Below are 23,198 nucleotides of genomic sequence, written 5' to 3'. Positions count from 1 at the left end.
CATGTCGAACTTTTCCTCTCTCTGTTTCCTCTTTCTGTGCATTGCCGGTACTTCCTTTGGCCAGATAGCCCAGGTAAATACTACAGCAGATCCGGCTGCCTACCCGATATCAGTTTACAAAGAAGCCACTGCATTCTCTCAAAATCTCTATAACGGCCGCCTGTATTACCTCTATGATTCGAGGAATGATGAACATCAGTTTTTTGATACAAGAAAATGGATAAAAGGTGTTGTGCACTATGATAACCAGCAATTTGACAGCATTCCAATGCTGTATGATATCTTCAAAGATGAACTGGTGATCAAGCATTTTAATGGAGATCACCTGTTGCTGCAATCCGAAAAGGTCGACTTCTTTTTATTAAATCATCACAATTTCGTGCGCCTCGAAGCGGGGAAGGATATTGAACCGCAAATGCGTACCGGTTTTTACGACGTGATTTACAATGGTAAATCCCGCACGATCGCGCGAAGAGCGAAGCAGAGGCAGGAAAAAATCGTGGACAAAAAAGTAATATCCCTGTACCCGCAGAAGAATTTCTTTTATGTTCTCAAAGATGGAAAATACCATAGTGCGCAGACCAAGAAGGCGGTACTAAACCTTTTTCCTGAGCACAAGAAAGAACTGCGTAAAGTGTTGAGGGACGGACGTATCAGTTTCCGGAAGCAAAAAGATCTGGCCATTGCCAAAATGGTCGCCGTACACGATGAATTAGCCAAGCCATGAAGAGACTTTTACCACTCATTTTCCTGATCAGTTTTTCGTTCTTACCAAATATTAGCCAAGCACAAAATGTAGCCGAGAAGAAGATCACCGTCAAGCTGGATTCTGCCCGGTTTGGTGCATTTGTGCAGCTTGTGGAAGCGCAGACAGGCTACTATTTCTATTACGATGCCAGCAAGTTCGACAGTCTGACCCTCGACCTGAATGTGAATAATCTCACCATCCGCGAAGTACTTGATCAGGTTTTTCGTGGATCTGAATTTGAATATGCCATTGATGCGCAGAAGCGGATATACATCACCCAGGGACAGCGGATCATCACGCAGCTCACACCCGGACTTTTTGAGCCCGACAGAGGCAGTGATAATGACTCCATCGCGTATGCCGGTCCTGGTGATGATGCCAAGGAAAAGCTGCTTTCTACCGCAGAAAGCAAGCTACACGAAATCGGAATACGAAAGCATCGCATTACACCGGGTAATTCCACCATCACAGGATATGTAAGGAATGCATTAACCGGCGAACCTGTAATCGGAGCGGCGGTATTTATCGCTTCACCTTCCATTGGCGTCACAACCGACGCCCTCGGCTTTTATGCATTGACGATCCCGCGCGGCAGGCAGGTTGTCAGGATCAGGAGCACCGGAATGCGCGAAACGCAGCGGCAAGTCATGCTTTATTCAGACGGTAAGCTGGATGTTGAAATGCGTGAAAGTGTTGTAGCCCTGAAAGAAGTTTCGGTAAAAGCAGGAATGGACAGGAACGTGGTAGGTACGCAAATGGGAACCGTGAAGCTCACCATTAAAAACCTGAAACAGGTACCCACCGTTTTTGGGGAAACAGATTTACTCCGTACAATTCTGACATTACCCGGCATTAAATCGGTAGGGGAAAACAGTACCGGGTTGAATGTGCGCGGCGGCTCCACAGACCAGAACCTGATCCAGTATAACGATGCGGTTATCTATAATCCTTCCCACCTTTTCGGCTTTTTCTCTGCATTCAATCCTGATGTACTGAAAGATGTGGAGCTGTATAAAAGTACCATTCCGGCCAGGTTCGGGGGACGGTTGTCGTCTGTTTTGGATATCAATAGTCGCGATGGTAACAAAAAGAAGTTTGTAGCCTCGGGCGGAATTGGTCTGGTAACCGGCCGGCTTACATTGGAAGGGCCGATTGTTAAGGACAAAACATCGTTTTTGCTAGGCGGTCGCTCCACTTATTCCAATTGGGTGATCAAGGCTTTAGACAATGAAAACTATAATAAAAGCTCGGCTTCATTTTACGATATCAACCTGCACATCAGTCACGAGATCAATGAGAAAAACAGCTTGTTCCTGACCGGCTACACCAGCGACGACCGGTTCAGGTTGTTCGGGGATACCCTATATACTTACCAAAACCAGCTTGCTTCTTTGAAATGGAAGCACACATTTAATTCAAAGCTATACAGCGTATTCACAGCTTCGCACAGCAAGTACCAGTACGCAATGAATGCAAAAGGGTTGCCGCTGAATGCATTTGACCTGAAATTCGATATTAACCAATCTAATTTCAAGGCAGATTTTAGCTATAACCTCAATCCGAGGCATACCCTGGAATTCGGGCTCAGCAGCATTTACTATAAGCTGCGCCCCGGCTCCTTCAAGCCAGCTACTGCCGAGTCACTGATCGTGCCCGATGAGCTGGAACCGGAGCAGGCTGTCGAAAGTGCATTGTATATTGAAGACAAATTTGAAGTTAGTCCGCGCCTTTCCATCTCGGCAGGTATCCGGTATTCCCTTTTCAAATATCTGGGGCCAAGAAATGTGAATACCTATGTACCCGGCCTGCCTATTGAATACATTTATCAGAATGGTGTAAGACAGTATAAGTCGGGAGAAAACATCGAAACTTATGGCGGACCTGAATACCGTGCTTCCGTGCGGTACAGCGTCTTTGATAACCTGTCTCTAAAAGTAAGCTACAACACGCTGCGGCAGTACATTCACCTGCTTACCAACACCATGACTGTTTCGCCGACGGACATCTGGAAATTGAGCGATCCATACATCAAACCGCAGATCGGCGACCAGATCTCAGTCGGACTTTACCGCAATTTCCGGGGGAACAAAATAGAGGTATCTCTCGAAGGTTATTACAAAAACATCCAGAATTTCCTGGATTACAAAGGCGGCGATTCGCTGATTATGAACCACAATATCGAAGCCGCCGTGCTTAATACGAAAGCAAAAGCTTACGGAGTTGAGTTTATGATCAAAAAAATGACAGGTAAGCTGAATGGCTGGCTGGGCTATACTTATGCAAGAACATTGTTGCGTGCCATTGACCGCGAGTCGCCGGATGCGCCGAATGACGGTAACTTCTATCCGAGCAATTACGACAAGCCGCACGATTTTACGCTGATCTCCAACTACCGTTTCTCTCACCGGTTCAGTCTTTCATTCAATTTCACTTACAGCACCGGCCGGCCTTATACCCCGCCAATCGGCAAGTACCTGATCGATGGTGCACAGCGGGTTTACTATGCTGATCGTAACCAGTTCCGCATTCCGGATTACTACCGGACTGATCTGGCGATGAATATCGAAGGAAATCACAGGATTAAAAAGCTCGCACACAGTTCCTGGACATTCGCTGTTTACAACGTCCTCGGGAGGAAAAACCCGACTTCCGTGTACTTCCAGACCGTCGGCGGCAGGGTAAATGGTTACCAGCTTTCCATTTTCGGCCAGCCAATTCCTACCATTACTTACAATTTCAGATTTTAAGAAAAAGAATATGAGATACTGGTTATTCAAACTTGGCTTCTTTGCATTACTGCTTATTCTGGACAGTTGCGTCGAGCCTTTTTCCCCGCCCGAAGTAAACTCTGTTGAAAATTACCTGGTGGTAGACGGTTTTTTGAATGTAGGGCAGGACACAAGCAGGATCGAGCTGCGCCAGACCCAGAATGTAAATGAACCGACAATGAATCTCAATGTCGAAGGCGCCGTTCTCAAAGCGGAGTCTGAAACCGGCGAGAGCTTCACATTTACAGAAGCAGGCAGGGGATTGTACCTCCTTCCGCCTCAGCAATACAATGAAAATGCGAAATACCGGCTGAGGATCAACTTATTTGGGAAAGAATACTTATCGGATTACGTGGAAGTTACCAAAACCCCGCCGATTGATAGCGTGACGAGTCGGTATGATGCGGGGCAGGATGCCATGATTTTTTACGTAAATACCCACGATCCCAAGAACAACACGCATTTCTACAGATGGAAATTTGAAGAAACCTGGGAGTATCGGGCTGCTTACTACTCTTATATCGAGGTTGTTGACAAAAAGATCGTGACCCGCAGTAAGGATATTAATCAATGCTGGGGCACTATGCGCTCGGGAAGTATCCTGCTAGGCTCAACGATCAAGCTGAGCAGTGATGTGATTAAAGATCTGCCGTTGTTTAAAGTGCCTGTTTCGACCAATAAGCTTTATCTCAAATACAGTGTGCTTGTGCGGCAATATGGCCTTTCCCGCGAAGCTTTTGAATACTGGACAAGTCTCTCAAAAACGACCCAGGGAACAGGAAGTTTATTTGATCCCCAACCATCTCAGGTTACCGGGAATATCCATAATGTAAATGATTCCAAAGACCTAGTATTCGGCTATTTCAGCGCGGCTACGGAACAAACGAAGCGGCTGACCATAGCGCCGCGTTTGGGGAATTTCCCGCGCTGTATGCCGCCCGATACGTTTGATATTGTCTGCAGGCCGATGAGCGATAGGCAATGTGCACTGGAAACAGCCGCATTGTTAATGTCTTTCGGAGGAGAACGGGCAGAGTACATTCTGGGTGCGCCGGCCAGTTGCATTGATTGCAGGACACAAGGCGGAACAACTGAAAAACCAACCTTTTGGTAGCTAACAATACTGCGAAACTCATGTGTAAACTCGCGAAGTTCTTTATTCACATTCTTTTGCTGATCGCATTCCCGCTCGCTGCTAGTGCGCAGGAAGATCCGATGGTCACTTCCATGAAGCAGCGTTTCGACCTATATACCGGGCGCGCAGTGCAGGAGAAGCTTTACGTGCATTTGGACAGGCCGTTTTATCTTGTCGGCGAGACTGTTTGGTTCAAAGCGTACCTGCTCAATGCCGCTACGCACCGGTTCCTTGATCTGAGTAAAGTAGGTTATTTGGAAATACTGGATCTGGAAAATAACCCGGTCGTGCAAACCAAGTTTTCAATGCGCGAAGGAAAGGGTAATGGATCTGTGATAATACCTGCCACGATCATAAGCGGGAATTACAAAGTGCGCTGCTATACCAACTGGATGAAGAATTTTGGTGTGGAACAGTTTTTCGAGAGTGTGGTTTCCATTGTCAATCCATTCATCAGGTTCGAGCCGGACCGTACTGTAAAAGATCAAGGCACGTACGACGTACAATTTTTCCCGGAAGGCGGGCGCCTGGTGCAAGGTTTGGAAAGTAAAATCGCATTTCGCGGAATTGCCGCCGACGGGAAAGGAATCCGGTTCAATGGAGCTGTTGTAAATGCACAAAATGATACCATTCAAAAGTTTGCTCCGACCGTCAATGGAATAGGCAGCTTTACATTCATACCCCAGGAAGGCGAAACTTACAAAGCGTACATCACCGATTCGAAAGGTACCCGCACGGAATACGAACTTCCCGCCGTTGAGAAACAAGGCTTTGTAATGCAGGTCAAGGATTCTACGGATCAATGGGTTAAAGTATCGGTAACCGGGAAGCTAAACACCGATGAACCTGTGTACGTTTATATGCTCGCCCACACGCGCCAGTTGAATCCAACGATCGAGAAAAAGCCGCTGATAAGAAACAAAACTTATTTCCTGATCGATAAAAGCAAGCTGGGAGATGGAATTTCGCACATTACGATCTTCAATGAAAAGGTAAAGCCGGTTTGTGAAAGGCTGTATTTCAAGCGGCCTCAAAGTAAGCTCGACCTGGAAGCAAATCTGGCCAAAACATTCATTACCCGTGAGAAAGTCTTGCTGAACCTCACTGCCAATGTAGCTGCCGCAGCTGATCAGATGACGAACTTGTCTGTCGCCATTTACCTCGAAGATTCCATTCAGGCCGATCCGCAGCAGGATATCGCTAGCTACCTCTGGCTCACTTCCGATTTGAAAGGAACTATCGAATCGCCTGCTTCTTATTTCAGCAATGTGAACAAAGAAACCGATCAGCAGCTTGATAATCTAATGCTCACGCACGGCTGGCGGAGGTTAACGTGGGAGAATGTATTCGGTAGTCAGCCGCCGAAATATGAGAATTTGCCTGAGTACGACGGTCACTTCATTACGGGCAAAGTCGTGAGCAGGGAAGACGGAAGTCCAGGCAAAGGGAAAGATGTATTTCTGGCAGCTCTTGATGTTCCGGCGAGGTTGTACGTGGCGCAAAGTGACCAGAATGGAAAGGTAACATTTGAGGTTCGCCGCTTTGAAGGTCCGAAAGAGATTACCGTACAAACCAACCTGGCGACTGACTCGACGTACAAATTTGAGATAGCCAATCCGTTTTCAAAGCAATTTTCCGAAAAGGCGCTACCCGCATTCTTTTTTGATAAAACCCTGGAAAACCAGCTGCTTACGCGCACGATTAATATGCAAACCGGCAACGCTTACCTGCCGAGGGTTTACACGCAAAAGAAGGTTACATTAACCGACTCCGTCGCATTTTTCGGAGTACCAGATGAGAAGTACTTTCTCGATGATTATACCCGTTTTCCAACAATGGAAGAGGTTTTGCGGGAATATGTAAAAGGAGTTTTGGTAAGAAGAAGGCAGAAAGAATATCATTTCAGGATGATAGACAAGCTGTTGCCAAACACTTACTATAACAGCGATCCGCTGATCCTGGTCGACGGAATACCCGTTTTTAGTGCGGATAAGATCATTGAATTTGACCCATTGAAAGTCAAAAAGATAGAAGTACTTAATTCACGGTACTTCCTGGGGCCGGTGACATTTACCGGAATTGTAACCTTTACAACTTACGGAAATGACCTGGGCGGCTTCGAGCTGGATCCGAAGGTGCTCGTTTTGCCTTACGAAGGCGTACAGGCACAGCGCGAATTTTACGCGCCGAAATACGACGCAGCCAATGCGAACAGCCGCATACCTGATTTTCGCAACCTGCTGCACTGGGCGCCTAATGTAGTTACCGACAAAACCGGCAAAGCTGCACTTGAATTCTACACCTCAGACCAAACAGGTAAGTACCAGGTGGTTATCCAGGGAATTACTCCCAATGGTGTGGCCGGCAGCAAGCGGTTCTCTTTTGAGGTTAACCGGAGAAACTTCTGATCAGATCAGATATAGAATTCCGAAGTATGCTTGATTTCTTTCAGCACGAAAGTGCTGTTTAGCACCCCGATGTTATCGATTTTGGATAGTTTGTATTTGACGAAATCGTGGTATTCATCGAGACTGGATACATTGATCTTAAGCAAAAAATCCACTTGCCCCGCCATGTGGTAACATTCCTGAACTTCATCCAGGTTCTGGATTTCCTGTTCAAACTTCTCGATAAAAGCTTCATTGTGGTACCGCATTGACACCTGACAAATGGTGGTAACCTGCCGGTTGATTAGCTTTTTGTCAAGAATGGCGACATAGTGTTTGATGTATCCTAAACTTTCCAGCCGCCTGATCCGCTCGTAAACCGGCGAGATCGTCAGGTTGAGCATTGTAGCGATTTCCTTCGTGGTCTTTTTTGCATCTTTTTGAAGAATGCGGAGGATTTTGGTATCAATTTTGTCCAACTGTTCCATGGTGCAATAATATTTGCTGCGGCGAAGTAAAGTTTGATTGTCAAGAAGTGATTTTTAGCAAAAAATAGCCATTGTGTAGCAAAGTTTCCTGCATAACGGCGCTAATGTTGAAAATAAATTTCTTAAACGGGAAATTGCAAGTGATTTATGCTTTAAACAAAAATCCCTATGAAGTCAGAAAATGTTTTGGTAATCGGGGCAAATGGCCAGATCGGTTCTGTTTTGGTGGAGTACCTGTGTGAGATTTACGGGATTGATCACGTAGTTGCTTCCGACCTTCGGAAACCGGAATTGGAAAAAGGCATTTTTGAACTGCTCGACGCGACTGACGCCAATGCGCTCGTGGCGATTGTGAAAAAACATAAGGTTACCCAGATTTATCATTTGGCCGCAATCCTGTCTGCAAGAGGCGAGCAGGAACCTTTGAAAACCTGGCACATCAATATGCAGACTTACTTCAATGTGCTGGAAGTAGCGAGAGAAAATAATATTGAAAAAATATTTTATCCCAGCTCGATTGCAGTTTTCGGCGAGCAGGTAGATGTGCGCGCGAAACAATGGTCTTACCTGGATCCCGGAACGGTTTACGGGATCAGCAAGGCTGCCGGCGAGAACTGGTCGAATTACTATTTCCGGAGATACGGGCTGGATATCCGCTCACTTCGCTACCCGGGCATTATCGGTTATCAATCCATGCCTGGCGGAGGTACTACCGACTATGCGGTTGATATTTACCACAAAGCGGTGCAAGGAGAATTGTTTGAATGCTTTTTGGAGGAAGATACGACGCTCCCGATGATCTATATCACTGACGCAATGGACGCAACGGTTCGTTTAATGGAAGCGCCGGCTGAGAAAATCACGGTCAGAACAGGATATAACCTGGCAGGAACCAGCTTTTCTCCAAAAGAAATCGCAGCCAGTATCAGCAAATATATTCCCGAATTCAGGATTACATACAAGCCCGACTTCCGCCAGCAAATTGCAGAATCGTGGCCACAGGAAATCGACGATACCCAAGCCAGAAAAGACTGGGGCTGGCGCCCATCATACAATCTCGACAAAATGACAGAGGAAATGATCCGGGAGCTTACAAGGAAATACAAGCCAGTGAAGCAATAGTTGGCAGAAGTAAGTTGGTCATTGGGTCAATAGAACATCGAGTCATTAGGGCATTCACTAATTCACTCATTCACTAATTCAGTCATTCACCGTTCCACAGCGGCCCATTCAATCATTCAGTCATTCACTCATTCAAAACTTGAACCATGTACGGAACAATTCAGGCAGAACTCGAAAAGGAACTGGACGCGATTAAGGCGGCGGGTTTATATAAAAAGGAAAGGATTATTACTACGCCACAGGCAGCGAGCATTGCGACTACCGACGGGAAAGATGTGCTCAATTTTTGTGCAAACAATTACCTGGGCTTATCATCGCATCCCGAGGTAATCCAGGCAGGTATTGAGGCGATTAATACGCACGGATTTGGAATGTCGTCGGTACGCTTTATCTGCGGGACCCAGGACATCCACAAAGAACTCGAAAGGAAAACGGCTGAATTCCTGGGAATGGAAGATTGTATCCTGTACGCCGCTGCATTTGATGCAAATGGCGGCTTGTTCGAGCCTTTGTTAAATGAGCAGGATGCCATTATTTCTGACGAACTAAATCACGCTTCACTAATCGACGGAATCCGCTTGTGCAAAGCGAAACGTTTCCGCTACAAGCACAACGATATAGCTGATCTTGAAACGCAGTTAAAGGATGCGGCAGGAAGCAGAAGGATACTGATTGTGACTGACGGAGTCTTCTCAATGGACGGTACCATCGCGCAGCTTGACAAGATCTGTGATCTCGCAGAACAATACGGCGCAATGGTGATGATAGATGAATGTCACGCAACGGGCTTCATGGGAAAAACCGGCCGCGGCTCGCACGAATTCAGAAATGTAATGGGGCGCATTGACATTATTACCGGCACTTACGGAAAAGCGCTGGGCGGCGCCTCCGGTGGGTTTACAGCTGCGAAAAAGGAAATCGTTGAGATCCTGCGCCAGCGTTCAAGACCGTATCTATTTTCAAATACACTGGCACCTTCCATTGTAGGCGCATCCATTAAGGTACTTGACTTGCTCTCGTCTTCCACTGCGCTTCGGGATAAGCTGGAAAAAAACACCGCGTACTTTCGCAAGGCAATGACCGAGGCAGGTTTTGATATTCTCCCTGGCGAGCACCCGATCGTCCCTATCATGCTTTACGACGCCAAACTTGCACAGGAATTCGCTGCCAGGTTACTGGAAGAAGGCATTTACGTAATCGGGTTTTTCTACCCGGTTGTTCCGCAAGGCAAAGCCAGAATTCGCGTACAAATCTCCGCTGGCCACGAGCAGGAGCACCTGGAAAAAGCAGTAACAGCTTTCACGAAGGTAGGGGTCGACTTGGGAGTGATATAAAGAGGAGGAAAGGGAGGATGGAGGAAGGGGACGAAAGGGATTAAAAGCTTTTTCCTTCCTCCCTTTATTCCCCTTCCTCCCTTTATTTCCTCTATTCCCCTTCCTCCCTTTATTCCTTTTCCTCCCTTTCCTCCACCAAATTCGCTTCTACATGCAGTGATTGCAATGTGGCGTTTCCGTATTGAGTTACCATCGCTACATCGGCGGCGTCGCGGCCGTGGGCGATTTCAATGCGATAGCCTTCGGTTTTCTCCTGGACTGCGTCGAAAGTATACCAGTCTCCACCGATAAATACCTCAAACCAAGCATGCAGGTCCATTACTTTGAGCTTGTCGAGGTAACCCACCGTCATGCGCGCGGGAATGCACAGGTTTCTGCAAAGTGCGATAGCCAGGTGTGTAAAGTCACGGCATACCCCTATACGATTGCGGGCCAGGTCCAGCGCTGTTGTGCTGGCATCTGTTACACCGTACTGGTAAGTAATATTGTTATGAATCCACGTCCGGATCGCCTCTACCTGTTCATAACCCGGCGCCCGGCTGCCGGTGATTTCCATAGCCAGCATATTGATTTCATATAAGTCCGACTGGCAGTACCGGCTTGGCAGGATGTAATGCATTACCTCGTCCGGCAAGTCGCCTACAAGCACGTAGCCGGGAGGCGGACTGGGGATCGGCTTGGTGGCATTTACCTGCGCCTGTACTTCCGTAGTGATCACCACGCGGCCTACTGGCAGAATAGTCCTTTGACAAGGATTTCCGTAAATATCAATGTATTCTGAAAAAGGTACCGCTGGTTCGATTTTGAAGCCTTCCTGGATAATAGATTGACCTTCCTGACGACGAGGACGCAGCATCGTGGTCACGGTAGTGGGAGCGTATACATCGTACGTGAATACGCTTCTTCCCTGCATTTTCATGTGGAGCCGATTTATGTTTAGTAAATATAACGAAAGGTGTGAGGTATAAATCGCGTGCCGTTTATCTTCTTGTAAACTCTATACGCGTTCTGAATTAAAACATGTTAATACACGTTTCTAAGCTGGAATGCTAGTTTTGGCGTTCGTCGAAGTATGTAGTATTTAAATTTCATTACCCATGGCAGTTACAAAATGGATCGTAGACCCCGCACATTCAGAGGTACAGTTTAAAATCAAACACCTCGTTATCTCAACAATTACAGGCTCATTCAATAATTTTGAAGGTGGAGCCACTTCTGACCTCAGTAATTTTGAAGACGCGGAAATTCACTTCTCTCTCGATGTGAACAGTATTGATACCAATATTGAAGCCCGTGACAAGCATTTGAGGTCAGCAGACTTCTTTGACGCAGAGCAATACCCGCACATTACTTTTCAATCCAACTATTTTCATAAGGTCAAAGGCGATAATTACAAGCTGTCCGGTTTGCTTACCTTGAAGGGTATCACCAAACCCATTGAGCTTGATGCAGAATACGGCGGTTCAGAAAGAGACGCAGAAGGAAACATCAGAGTAGGGTTTGAAGTGGAAGGCAGGTTGAGCAGACAGGAATTTGGCTTGAACTACATGCAACTGACCGATTCCGGCGGGCTTGTGATTGGTGAAGACGTAAAACTCATCGCGAACATTCAGCTGGTCAAGCAAGCCTGATTGGTTTTTGTAATTGATAGCATATATCCCGCCGGCTCTGCTGACGGGTTTTTTGTTGTATGAGGATATTAAGGGGGCGTTTTCCTTTTATATTTGGTCGGTTTAAATCTTCAAAATGCCCTTCCATGAGATTTCTTAGGATTTTGCTGCGGATCATCGGTTCAATCGTTTTGATATTAGTGTTGATCCTGGCGGTGCTTGTCACGACGATGGATAAGACACCCTACAAGGAAATGCCTTATTACAATCAATGGAAGCAGATTATAGCGAAAGTCGAACCGATTAAACCAGATTCTTCGGGCCAGCTGAAAGCAGGTTGGGCGAAGGTCAACATTACGCCCGATTCACCTACACCAACGGCAGGTTACGGCAACAGAAAAGGGCGCCCGTACACGGCGGTACACGATTCAGTTTATGTACGCGCCATTGTGATAGATAATGGAAAGAGCAAAGCAGCGATCGTTTCCGCCGATCTGCTTATTATCCCGCCTACTGTCATCAAGATCCTGCAAACAAGGCTGACAGACAAAGAGATTCCATTCGATCAGGTGTATTTCGGAGCTACGCATACACATAACAGTGTAGGTGGCTGGGGTACTGGTGTTTCTTCGCTGTTTTTCTCCGGAAAATACGATCCTGCTATTGTCGACCGGCTTGCAGATGCATTCTATACAGCTATTACAAATGCAAAAGCCAATATTGAACCAGTTGAGCTGACGTATCTCGAATCCGTAGACACACTGGATATCAGAAACCGGCTGGTAGGGGACGAAGGAGGGGTCGACCCTGAAATACGCTCTGTAGCGTTTGTGACCAAAACAGGTAAAAAAGCTATACTGAGCTCATTTGGCGCACATTCCACGGTTTTGGGCTCACGTAACATCGTGCTCTCGCGTGATTATCCCGGTGCATTGGTTGATTCACTTGAAAACGGAAGATACAATTTTGCAATGTACATGGCGGGCGCGGTAGGGAGTATGGGCCCGATCGAAAAAGGCAGCGACGATTTTGATGAAATAAAAAACCAGGCATTTGGCGTACAGAATGCATTATTGTCACCTGCAACTGTAAAGGAGCCCAACAAAGACAATGTGATTCGTTCTTTAACCCTCCCTTTGCCCCTCCGCGACCCTAGTCCGCGGCTAACAATGGGACTGGTTTTAAGATCCTGGGCTTTCAAAAAAGCATTCGGAGACTATCCGGTTTATGTAAAAGCATTGCGCGTTGGTAATATGCTGATGGTAGGAATGCCCTGCGATTTCTCTGGCGAGCTCGTTGCAGAACTGGATGCTTATGCAAAATCAAAGAGGCTGAATTTGCTCGTTACCAGCTTTAATGGCGGCTATATTGGTTACATTACCCACGATAAGTACTTCGACAGGGATTTGTATGAAACCAAAACAATGAACTGGTACGGTCCGTACAATGGAGCCTATTTGCAGGAAGTGATTAAAGATATCATTGATAAAATGTCCTAAAACCTGAACTATGAAAGCAATTCTCTTACTCATTTTTGGTATGATAAGTATTGGCAGCATTGCGCAGGCGCCTGTAAAAGTTGCAGTGGCAGGCTTGACGCACGGACATGTGGGCTGGATTTTCAACAGACCCGATAAACACGATATTGAGTTGGTCGGGATTTATGAACCAAATCCAGAGCTGGTGAAGGAGTTTTCTGAGCGATATAAACTCGATAAGAAGCTCTTCTACTCCAACCTCAACAAAATGCTGGATGAAACAAAGCCGCAGGCAGTATCTGCATTTGGTGCGATAAGTGAACACATTATGGTTGTAAAAGCCTGTGCGCCGAGGAAAATTCATGTAATGGTTGAAAAACCACTGGCAACAACCTTCGCGGACGCAAAAGAGATTCAGCAGCTGGCTAAAAAGAACAACATACAGGTGCTTACAAATTTTGAAACTTCCTGGTATGCGAGCAATCAGTACGTGAAAGACCTTGTCGAGCAAGGAAAGCTTGGCGAGATCCGGAAAGTAATGGTTAATGACGGTCACCAGGGGCCGAAGGAGATCGGGGTTAGTAAAGAATTTTTGGAGATACTTACTGATCCCGCCAAAAATGGCGCAGGCGCATTGGTGGACTTCGGCTGCTACGGCGCCAACCTGATGACGTGGCTGCTCAAAGGGCAGCGCCCGCTTTCGGTAACAGCCGTAACGCACCAGAACAAGCCGGAGATTTACAAGAATGTCGACGACGAGGCTTCCATTATCCTGCAATACCCCAAGGCGCAATGCATTATCCAAGGTTCATGGAACTGGTCGTTTGCTCGCAAAGACATGGAAGTTTTTGGGAATAAAGGTTACGCAGTCGCTGTAAATCCAACCGTTGTGCGGCAGCGTTTGCAGGAAAAAACACCCGAACAAACCATCAAGCTCGATCCGCGCCCCGCGCCATTTACGGATCCATTCTCCGTACTGGCGGATGTAGTAACCGGTAAACTGACCTTGGAACAAAACGATATGTACGGATTGCCGGTCAATGTAACCGTAGTTGAGATTCTGGAAACAGCCAAAGAATCGGCCAGGATAGGAAAAACGATATTTTTGAAATAATAAAAACAAAGTATGGAGCCGCGTTCGGTAAAATATTCGCAGACGGTCCTCACAGAATTGATGATCCCGTCTTATGCCAACTTCGGCGGTAAGATCCACGGTGGAATTCTCTTGTCCCTCATTGATAAAGTCGCCTATGCATGCGCATCCCGGCACGCGGGTACTTATTGCGTGACCGTATCTGTTGACGGCGTGGATTTTCTGCAGCCCGTAGAAGTCGGTGATCTTGTTTCGCTGCATGCATCGGTCAACTACGTCGGCAGGACTTCGCTGGTCATAGGTATTCGCGTGATCGCGGAGAATGTGCGGAATCGTACAGTCCGGCATACAAATACCTCCTACGTAACCATGGTTGCAAAGGGTGAGGACGATAAGCCCACTCCAGTACCTGAGCTATTATTAGAAAATGAAGAAGACGCACGCCGCTTTCTGGAAGCGATCAAACGCAAGGAGCTCCGCGAAATTTATCGGGACGCGCTGGACAATGCAAAAACCCGGCTCGATGTCCAGAATAATATGGATCAGCTAGCCGGGCACCGTTGCGTTGTGGGATGGAAAGTGAAAAAGTAGGTTTTAAAAACCGAAAAGTCCGCCACCCTTTTTCGTAGAGCGTGAACGCGTTGTTTTACCAAATAGCATTCCAAAAACACCCCTGACCACCTCCCGGCCGATTTGCTTGGCCAAAGGAGAATTTAGAGCTTCAGAAAGCATTCCTTTTTCTTCTTTCTGTTTCCTGACCTCGGTTGTTTCCTGGCGGGTTGGTTCGTCTGCTTTTGCGTGTGCCTCCATTCGTTTAGTCAGCATCTCGTAAGCACTTTCCGGGTCTACGGGATCTTTGTATTTTTGGTAAAGACTGGATTGCTGTACGTGCTGGTCATAATCTGCCTGGACCATTGGCCCCATAATGGAAGTGGGCGGAAGCAGGTGCGTGGCTGCTACTTCGGTCGGGATACCTTTTTCATTCAAAACCGTGATCAATGCCTGTCCGATCCCAAGCGTCGTGAGTACCTGGTCAATTTCATAAAAGCTTGACTTGGGATATGTTTTCACCGTTTGTTTCAATGCATCTGCATCCTGAGGCGTGAATGCGCGCAAAACGTGCTGTACGCGGTTGCCAAGCTGAGACAATACCGAAACCGGAACATCCTGCGCCATTTGGGTACAGAAAAACACGCCCACACCTTTGGAGCGTATCAGTCGGATTACCTGCTCAATCTGGTCGAGAAATGCCTTTGGCGCATCTTTGAACAGTAAATGCGCTTCATCGAGAAAAAACACGAGCTTAGGCTTGTCGAGATCTCCCGCCTCCGGTAGCTTTTGGTATAATTCAGCCAAAAGGCTCAGCATGAATGTGGAAAACAGTGCTGGCTTATCCTGCACATCTGAGATATTGAGCAAACTGATTATTCCCTGACCGTCTACGCGATCGATCAGGTCGTTGATATCAAATGATCTTTCACCAAAAATGCTTCCTACGCCCTGCTGCTCCAATGCAACGATCTTACGGAGGATAGTACCGGCAGTTGAGCTGGAAATGCTGCCATAATCACCTTTGATCTCCGCCGCGCCCGGCCCTTCCGATAGATAATTGAGGACTTTCTTCAAATCATTCAGATCGACCATTGGAAGATCCTGATCATCGGCGTATTTGAAGAGGATCGCGAGCACACCAGCCTGCGTATCATTTAAACCGAAGATCTTAGACAGGAGAATAGGGCCAAATTCGAGGATAGTAGCCCGCATTTGCGAGCCTTTCTTTCCGCTCAGGGAATATAGTTCAACAGGGTAGCCTTTGGGTGTAAACACATTGCCCAGGATCTGCGAACGTTCTTCCAGTGCTGCATTTGATTTTCCCGGCTGGGCTATCCCCGACAGATCACCTTTGATATCGGACATGAAAACAGGTACGCCGGCCGCGGAAAGCTGTTCAGCAAATACCTGCAACGTACGCGTTTTACCGGAACCGGTAGCGCCTGCAACCAGCCCGTGGCGGTTCATCATCCGGAGCGGGAGACTTACCCGGGCCTCACTGATGATCTCGCCATCCAGAATGGCAGAGCCTAAATGGATAACAGGTTTGTCAGTCTGGTATGATTTCTGGATTGCAGCGGTGAACTGTTCTTTTTTCGACACGTTTACTCCCGTTTTAGGTTATGAGTTGATATTTTACAAAATTTAACTGTTTCGGGAATAATCCAAATCAGCGCCTGTAATTTTCCGGAATGAGAATCTTTGGGGATAGTTTATTACTTTTCGCATACTCTTGTATTTGCAAAATTTTATTAGGTATTTTGGTGGAACTGCTTAATGAATATTCTGATTATCAATTTTAGAGACAATACTTACCGTTTATGCTAAGCCGAGTAGCGAATTCAATTTACTGGATGAACCGTTATATGGAGCGGGTTGAAAATTATGCACGCTTTGTAGGAGTTAACTTCAATCTTGCCCTGGATTTGCCGCCTGATGTAGATGAACAATGGGAGCCCCTCCTGATTGCAACTGCCGATCATTACCTTTTTTATAAATACTACGATAAGCCGACGAAAGAAGATGTAATCCATTTCATGACTTTCGATAAGCGCAATCCCAACTCCATTATCAGCTGCCTGTACGAGGCCCGCGAGAATGCACGTACGATCCGCGAAACGATATCGAAGGAAATGTGGGAGAGTATCAATACTTTCTATTTGTCTATCCGTGAAACATCCCCTGATCATTTCCGGAATATGGACCATATGCAATCCTACTTCACAGATATCCGCAAAAGCTGCCAGCTGTTCCACGGGGTTGTAGATACTTCCATTACCAGGAATGAAGCCTGGCATTTTGGCCGGCTGGGTCGGCACATTGAGCGGGGCGATAAGTGTTCGCGGTTTCTGGATGTGAAGTACTTTACCTTGCAGCAAGATTCCGGCACCTCCGGTTCGACGCTCGATCTGATGCTCTGGACTGCGGTACTGAAATCGGTAAGTGCCTATAATATGTACCGTCAGACGCACCGGGCGCTCACTTCCATGAACATCGTGGCTTTTCTGATCCTTGATAAATTATTCCCCCGGTCCATTGCTTACTGCGTGCGCCAGGCGGAGCTTTCGCTGTATGCCATTGCCGGCTCCATTCCTGAAAGAGGCCACACTAATCCAGCTGAACGTGCATTGAGCAAGGTACGCGCGGAGCTGGAATTCACAGACGTCGAAGAGATTTTCAAAACCGGCCTGCACGAGTACCTGGACACATTTCAGACCAAAAACAACGAGATAGACAGCGCTATTTTTGATATGTATTTCGGACTGGATAAGGGCCAGTCGCAAAGTCAGTCACAAGGCCAGTCGATGGGCCAGAGCTTCGGCCAATTTAAAACCCAGTGGATGAACTGAGTGCAAAACTTTCATAACTTAGCGACCCACTTTTATCAGAGAGAGCCGCAAAGACATGACATATTGCCTTGGTATCAAAGTAGCATCCGGCCTGGTCGCCATTGCTGATACGCGCCTTACATCCGGAACTGAGGTTTCTACCAACAAGAAAGTTTCGGTTTATCAATCCAGCAAGCATTCGATTTTCGTGATGACGTCGGGCCTTAGGTCTGTCCGTGACAAAGCGATCACTTATTTCAAGGAAGTGCTGGAAGAGCGGGATTCTTCTTTCAATAAGCTCTACAAGGCGGTGAATGCATTGGCGAGCAGGTCAGGCGAGTCGCGGATGAGGACAGATCTGCACTTCATGCGGCCGGTTTATCTTTCAATCTTTTCGCGATTGTCGGCGGTCAGCTTGAAAATGACTCCGAGCACAAGCTCTTTCTCCTCTATCCCGAGGGCAATTGGGTGGAAGTTGGGGACGGTTCTCCTTTTATTATCATCGGAAATTCGGGCTATGGAAAGCCGCTGTTATATCGTAGCCTGAAATTCGATTCGAGCATGCACGATGCATTAAAAATCGGGTTTTTATCGTTCGATTCCACGCGCGTCAGCTCCAACGACGTGGACTATCCGATCGACGTGGTTATGTACACAAAAGACTCGTTTGAGATTGTTGAGCATCGTTTTGAGAAAGACGATCTTGATTATGTAGGTAAACAATGGAGTGCATTGCTGAGCAATTCGGTACAAAAATTACCGCTTCAATGGATGGATCCGGTATTTACTAAAATGCAGGAAGTTGCAAGAACCTGACCCAGAATTTGAGCTCCATTTGAGGGTATACGTCTCCGCCCGGAAACTCAGACACGGTATTAGTTGTAGAAAAATCTGACTGCTGAGAGGGAAATTTCGTATTTTTACAGCAAACAAAAGACATACACCAGAACGTGACGTTAATTAAATCTATCTCCGGAATCAGAGGTATTGTGGGTGGAAAATCCGGGGAGGCACTGACTCCGATTGATGTAGTAAAATTTGCAGCTGCATACGGAACATGGCTGAGGCGCTCGAATCCACAAAATTCAAAAGTTATTATTGGCAGAGATGCGCGACTTTCCGGTGAAATGGTAAGCCGCCTCGTTGCAGGTACATTGCAGGGAGTAGGTCTTCATGTTCTGGACCTGGGCCTTTCTACCACGCCGACTGTTGAGATCGCTGTGACCCATGAAAATGCAGCGGGAGGGATCATTTTGACAGCCAGCCATAATCCAATTCAATGGAATGCATTGAAGCTTCTGAACCACAACGGAGAGTTTATTTCCGAGGCTGATGGTGCCGAGGTTTTGCGCATTGCCGAACAGGAAGATTTTGCATTTGTGGATGTAAAGAAATTGGGCAGCTACGAGTCAGACGATACTTATCTGCAAAAGCATATTGATCAGGTACTTGCATTGTCATTGGTAGACGTGGAAGCGATCAAAAATGCCAATTTCAAGATCGTAGTTGACGCAGTTAACTCTACCGGCGGAATTGTTGTTCCGATGCTCTTGGAAGCACTGGGAGTTGATCCGAAGAATATTAAACAACTCAACTGCGAGCCGACAGGCAACTTTGCGCATAACCCGGAGCCGCTGCCGGAACATTTGCGTGAGATCAGCAAAGAACTGAATAACGGTTCATTCAATCTCGGAATAGTTGTTGATCCGGATGTAGACAGGCTGGCGCTGATGTGTGAAGACGGAACACCGTTTGGTGAAGAATATACCCTGGTAGCTGTTGCCGATTATGTCCTGAAAAATACACCCGGTAATACCGTTTCCAATTTGTCGTCCACAGCTGCATTGCGCGACGTTACAGTCAAAGCAGGAGGCGAATACTTTGCTTCGGCGGTAGGAGAAGTGAATGTGGTTAATATGATGAAAGCAAATAACGCGATTATCGGAGGCGAAGGGAATGGAGGAGTAATTTACCCTGAAAGCCACTACGGCCGTGACGCGCTGGTGGGGATCGCATTGTTCCTGACGCATTTGGCCAAGTTCGGCAAAACTGCATCGGTTCTGCGCAGGTCTTATCCGAATTATTATATTTCAAAAAATAAAATCGAACTGACCGCGGACATTGATGTTGACAACATTTTGAGCCGCATTCAGAACCGGTATTCCAAGCAGCCGCTGAATACAATTGACGGCGTGAGGATCGAGTTTAACAAAGAATGGGTTCATTTAAGGAAGTCAAACACCGAACCTATTATCAGGATCTACTCCGAGTCGGAAACGCAGACTACGGCGATCAACCTGGCAAACAAAATCATTTCGGACATCAAGGAAATCATTTCCGAGCCGAAACAATGAGTCAGAAGAAATAACAAGAGTAATATGAAAGCTTATCTGGATAACGCAGCTACTACCCAGCTCGACCCGGAAGTATTGGAGGTAATGCTTCCATTGATGACCGAGCAGTTTGGTAATCCATCTTCCATTCATTCATACGGAAGAGCCGTTCGCTCATCAATAGAGCGCGCACGGAAAAGCATAGCGGGTATCCTGAATGCGGCTCCTGCCGAGATATTCTTCACTTCGGGAGGCACCGAAGCTGACAATACTGCGATCCGCGGCAGCATAGAAACTTTGGGGCTAAAACACGCGATTACTTCCCGGATCGAGCACCACGCTGTTTTACATACCCTCGAACACCTGAGCAAAGCCGGCATGATCAAGCTGAGCTATGTTAACCTGAATGAAAAAGGGGAAGTGGACCTGGAACACCTGGAAACACTGCTCGCTACCAACAGCCGTTCGCTGGTTTCACTCATGCACGGGAATAATGAGATTGGGAACCTGCTCGATCTTGAAACTGTCGGAGATATTTGTGAAAAGTACAATGCAGTTTTTCATAGTGATACCGTACAAACAATGGGTCACTTCCGCCACGATCTGCAAAAATTAAAGACGAATTTCATTGTCGGTGCGGCGCATAAATTCAATGGCCCGAAAGGAGTAGGGTTTTTGTATGTACGGCCAGGAATTAAAATTGCACCTTTTGTACACGGCGGCGCACAGGAACGTAATATGCGCGGAGGTACCGAGAATATTTACGGTATTGTAGGGTTGGCGAAGGCCCTGGAAATTGCATACCGCGATATGGACGCACACCGGACGCATATCGAAGGTTTGAAGTCGAGAATGATCGAGAACCTGAAAAGTAAAATTGAGGGTGTATCTTTCAATGGAAACTCTGCGGAGCTTGGCAACAGCTTATACACAGTGCTGAGCGTAAGCCTGCCGCCTTCTGATATCAGCGATATGCTGCTGTTTAACCTGGATATTGCGGGAATCGCAGTGTCGGGAGGAAGTGCATGTTCAAGCGGGACCGACATTGGTTCACACGTATTGAATGAACTTCAAATCGATCCCGATCGCGCCAACGTTCGTTTTTCGTTTGGTAAATACAATACCGAGGCTGAAATTGATTACGCCGTCAATACACTGGCTGATCTGTACAAAAAAGAGGCTGTAAGCCTCTGATTAACTTCTTTTATTTTTAATAAGATCTTCGAGGGTCTCAATCCAGGTGTCGCTGTCGTTGAGACTTTCGACCAATTGCCAGTGCTGTCCACCTTCTTTCTCGAATAATTCTTTGTACTCTTCACCTACTTCGATGGTTGTTTCCAAACAATCTGCAACGAACGAAGGAGAGAATGCGAGTACGCTTTTGACCCCTTTCTTGGTTAGTTCAGGGATAATTTCATCCGTATAAGGCTTGATCCAGGGCGTTTTTCCAAGACGTGACTGGAAGCATGTGGTATATTTACCTTCCGGTATTCCCATTGCTTTTACAAGCAGCCTGGTTGTCTCAAAGCTTTGCGCGCGGTAACAATGCTGATTGCGGTGGTCGAGCTTGTCGCAGCAGCTACCAAACTGGCAGAAGCTGTTGGTCACATCTCCTTTGGTAATCTGACGCTCAGGTAGTCCGTGGTAGCTGAATACAATATGATCGTAGTTGTGCTCGGACATGTATTTTTTACCGAGATCGGCAAATGCCTGAATGAACTTCGGGTGATCCAGAAAACGGTTTACAAATCGAATTTCAGGCAATACTTCCCAATCCTGCACCACGCGCATCACCTCCTTGTATACCGATCCCGTTGAAGCGGAAGCGTATTGCGGAAAGAAAGGCACCACGATGATCTCTGAAAGGCATTCTTCACGCAATTTCTTCAATGCACTTGCAATGCTCGGGCTTTGATAACGCATTGCCAGTTCCACCACGTAATCGTTCCCCAGTGCTTTTTGCAGTTTATCCTTTACTGAATAACCATAGATTTTCAGCGGTGATCCGTCAGGTCGCCAAAGCTGCTTGTAGACTTTGGCAGATTTGGGAGCACGGAAAGGCGCAATGATTAGGTTGATCAAAAACCACCTGTTTAGATAAGGAATGTCAATCACGCGCTCGTCCATCAGGAATTCGCGAAGGTACTTGCGTACATCCGGCACCGAGGGACTATCCGGCGTGCCGAGATTTACAATCAAAACACCTGTTTTCCCAACGGTTGATTTGTTATTAGAAGAAACTGGTTGAGCTAAAGTGTCCGTATGCATTATTGTGTTTTATCAAAGTCCGGTTTACCTGAATAAAATGGATCCGGGGTTTTAAAAGTTCGCGTTTTCTGTTTTATTCACTTCATTCCAAGCAAAATCTCCCGCAGCACAGCCTGCGCCGACCATTCGCGGTTTGCAGCTTCTTCAATTACGAGAGATCTTGGTCCGTCCAGTACTTCGTCGGCCACCTTCATATTCCGGCGTAATGGGAGACAATGCATGAATTTTCCATTGTCGGTCAATGCCATTTTTGCTTCGGTAATCATCCATGAAGGATCATCGGTGAGTACTTGCCCGTAATGCTCGTACGATGACCAGTTTTTTCCATAAACAAAATCAGCGCCTTCCAATGCTTTATTCTGATCGTAAATCACCTGGCCTTTTCCAACAAACTCCGGCGCAAGATCATAACCTTCCGGGTGCGTGATCACCAATTCCACATCCATCGGGTTCATCCATTCACAAAACGAATTAGCTACCGCCTGCGGCAATGCTTTGAAATGCGGCAACCAGGTCAATACTACTTTCGGGCGCTGTTTAACTTTAAATTCCTCGATCGTAATGCAATCTGCGAGTGATTGCAGAGGGTGGCGTGTAGCCGATTCCAGGTTTACGATTGGTACTTCCGCGTATTTCTTGAACTGCTGAAACACTTGCTCCGAGTAATCTTTGTCGCGGTCCTGCAATGCCGCAAACGAGCGAATGCCGATGATATCGCAGTAGCTGCCGATTACAGCAGCTGCTTCTTTCACGTGCTCGGCTTTATCTCCATTCATGATCACACCCTCCTCCATTTCGAGGCCCCAGCCATCTTGGCCCACATTCATGGTAATGACGTTGAGTCCGAGATTTTGTGCGGCTTTCTGGGTACTTATCCTTGTCCTGAGACTGGAATTGAAGAATAACAATCCGATGGTTTTGTTTTTTCCCAATTCAATATCCCCGAATGGATTCCGCTTCGCGGAAATGCCGCTGCTAATCAGCTGACTGAGATCTGTGACGTCGTTAATGGAAAGGAAGTGGTTCATTCAGTTTAGTATTCTGACAGTAGTTA

General features: G+C 46.8%; 18 protein-coding genes and 1 pseudogene. 14 read left to right on the top strand and 5 right to left on the bottom strand.

What is annotated here, in order from left to right; genetic code table 11:
• Position 1: 1 nt before the first annotated feature.
• Genes Q369_RS0115435 through Q369_RS0115420 form a run of 4 tightly spaced genes read left to right on the top strand, consistent with a single transcriptional unit; the run spans position 2 to position 7,059 of the window.
• Positions 2-727: a hypothetical protein gene (locus tag Q369_RS0115435; RefSeq protein WP_229206852.1), complete on the top strand. Its 726-nt coding sequence runs from the start codon at positions 2-4 to the stop codon at positions 725-727.
• Positions 724-3,495, top strand: coding sequence for a TonB-dependent receptor (locus tag Q369_RS0115430; RefSeq protein ID WP_031528698.1), 2,772 nt, complete (start codon positions 724-726; stop codon positions 3,493-3,495). The genes Q369_RS0115435 and Q369_RS0115430 overlap by 4 nt, the downstream gene beginning before the upstream one ends.
• A gap of 10 nt (positions 3,496-3,505) precedes the next feature.
• Positions 3,506-4,630, top strand: a complete 1,125-nt coding sequence (locus tag Q369_RS0115425; RefSeq protein WP_031528697.1) for a DUF4249 domain-containing protein — start codon at positions 3,506-3,508, stop codon at positions 4,628-4,630.
• 20 nt (positions 4,631-4,650) lie between these two features.
• Positions 4,651-7,059, top strand: a complete 2,409-nt coding sequence (locus Q369_RS0115420) for a hypothetical protein (protein WP_031528696.1) — start codon at positions 4,651-4,653, stop codon at positions 7,057-7,059.
• A 5-nt stretch (positions 7,060-7,064) separates the two neighbouring features.
• On the opposite strand, the gene Q369_RS0115415 is transcribed toward Q369_RS0115420, so the two are convergent.
• On the bottom strand, positions 7,065-7,526 hold the full coding sequence (locus Q369_RS0115415; RefSeq protein WP_031528695.1) for an Lrp/AsnC family transcriptional regulator: 462 nt from the start codon (positions 7,524-7,526) through the stop codon (positions 7,065-7,067).
• A 168-nt stretch (positions 7,527-7,694) separates the two neighbouring features.
• On the opposite strand from Q369_RS0115415, the gene Q369_RS0115410 reads away from it, so the two are divergent.
• Entirely contained in the window at positions 7,695-8,648 is a 954-nt protein-coding gene (locus Q369_RS0115410) for an NAD-dependent epimerase/dehydratase family protein (RefSeq protein WP_031528694.1), read from the top strand.
• Positions 8,649-8,794: 146 nt separating this feature from the next.
• Positions 8,795-9,982, top strand: coding sequence for a glycine C-acetyltransferase (kbl, locus tag Q369_RS0115405; protein WP_031528693.1), 1,188 nt, complete (start codon positions 8,795-8,797; stop codon positions 9,980-9,982).
• Positions 9,983-10,091: 109 nt separating this feature from the next.
• Here the strand turns inward: kbl and Q369_RS0115400 are convergent, their stop codons facing one another.
• Positions 10,092-10,901, bottom strand: coding sequence for a transglutaminase domain-containing protein (locus Q369_RS0115400; protein ID WP_031528692.1), 810 nt, complete (start codon positions 10,899-10,901; stop codon positions 10,092-10,094).
• A 178-nt stretch (positions 10,902-11,079) separates the two neighbouring features.
• Between Q369_RS0115400 and Q369_RS0115395 the strand changes: the two genes are divergently transcribed.
• The 4 genes from Q369_RS0115395 (at position 11,080) to Q369_RS0115380 (ending at position 14,754) form a co-directional block, all read left to right on the top strand.
• Complete coding sequence (locus tag Q369_RS0115395; RefSeq protein ID WP_031528691.1) at positions 11,080-11,613, top strand: YceI family protein; 534 nt, start codon at positions 11,080-11,082, stop codon at positions 11,611-11,613.
• A 125-nt stretch (positions 11,614-11,738) separates the two neighbouring features.
• Positions 11,739-13,091 carry a neutral/alkaline non-lysosomal ceramidase N-terminal domain-containing protein gene (locus Q369_RS0115390; protein ID WP_031528690.1) on the top strand — a complete coding sequence of 451 codons (1,353 nt, stop codon included), beginning with the start codon at positions 11,739-11,741 and terminating at the stop codon, positions 13,089-13,091.
• 10 nt (positions 13,092-13,101) lie between these two features.
• Positions 13,102-14,184, top strand: coding sequence for a Gfo/Idh/MocA family protein (locus tag Q369_RS0115385; protein WP_031528689.1), 1,083 nt, complete (start codon positions 13,102-13,104; stop codon positions 14,182-14,184).
• A gap of 12 nt (positions 14,185-14,196) precedes the next feature.
• The gene (locus tag Q369_RS0115380; RefSeq protein WP_031528688.1) at positions 14,197-14,754 is read left to right on the top strand and encodes an acyl-CoA thioesterase; all 558 of its coding nucleotides are present in this window, start codon (positions 14,197-14,199) and stop codon (positions 14,752-14,754) included.
• 3 nt (positions 14,755-14,757) lie between these two features.
• Here the strand turns inward: Q369_RS0115380 and Q369_RS0115375 are convergent, their stop codons facing one another.
• Positions 14,758-16,317, bottom strand: a complete 1,560-nt coding sequence (locus Q369_RS0115375; RefSeq protein WP_031528687.1) for a helicase HerA-like domain-containing protein — start codon at positions 16,315-16,317, stop codon at positions 14,758-14,760.
• A gap of 218 nt (positions 16,318-16,535) precedes the next feature.
• On the opposite strand from Q369_RS0115375, the gene Q369_RS0115370 reads away from it, so the two are divergent.
• From Q369_RS0115370 to Q369_RS0115355, 4 genes and pseudogenes are all read left to right on the top strand, one after another.
• Positions 16,536-17,564 (top strand): alpha-E domain-containing protein, encoded by a 1,029-nt coding sequence (locus Q369_RS0115370; protein ID WP_031528686.1) that lies wholly within the window; start codon positions 16,536-16,538, stop codon positions 17,562-17,564.
• Between the two features lie 55 nt (positions 17,565-17,619).
• A pseudogene (locus Q369_RS27750) lies at positions 17,620-18,359 on the top strand (proteasome-type protease).
• A gap of 134 nt (positions 18,360-18,493) precedes the next feature.
• On the top strand, positions 18,494-19,897 hold the full coding sequence (glmM, locus tag Q369_RS0115360; protein WP_031528685.1) for a phosphoglucosamine mutase: 1,404 nt from the start codon (positions 18,494-18,496) through the stop codon (positions 19,895-19,897).
• A 24-nt stretch (positions 19,898-19,921) separates the two neighbouring features.
• On the top strand, positions 19,922-21,070 hold the full coding sequence (locus Q369_RS0115355) for a cysteine desulfurase family protein (RefSeq protein ID WP_031528684.1): 1,149 nt from the start codon (positions 19,922-19,924) through the stop codon (positions 21,068-21,070).
• Here Q369_RS0115355 and hemH read toward each other — a convergent pair whose 3' ends face one another.
• Entirely contained in the window at positions 21,071-22,144 is a 1,074-nt protein-coding gene (gene hemH / locus Q369_RS0115350; protein ID WP_031528683.1) for a ferrochelatase, read from the bottom strand.
• A 77-nt stretch (positions 22,145-22,221) separates the two neighbouring features.
• The gene (locus tag Q369_RS0115345) at positions 22,222-23,172 is read right to left on the bottom strand and encodes an N-acetylornithine carbamoyltransferase (RefSeq protein WP_031528682.1); all 951 of its coding nucleotides are present in this window, start codon (positions 23,170-23,172) and stop codon (positions 22,222-22,224) included.
• Positions 23,173-23,198 lie beyond the last annotated feature (26 nt).

This window comes from Dyadobacter crusticola DSM 16708 (genome assembly GCF_000701505.1).
Taxonomy (GTDB): Bacteria; Bacteroidota; Bacteroidia; order Cytophagales; family Spirosomataceae; genus Dyadobacter; species Dyadobacter crusticola.
The sequence above is the reverse complement of the archived record's forward strand: the minus strand, read 5'-3'. Positions and strand labels throughout refer to the sequence as shown.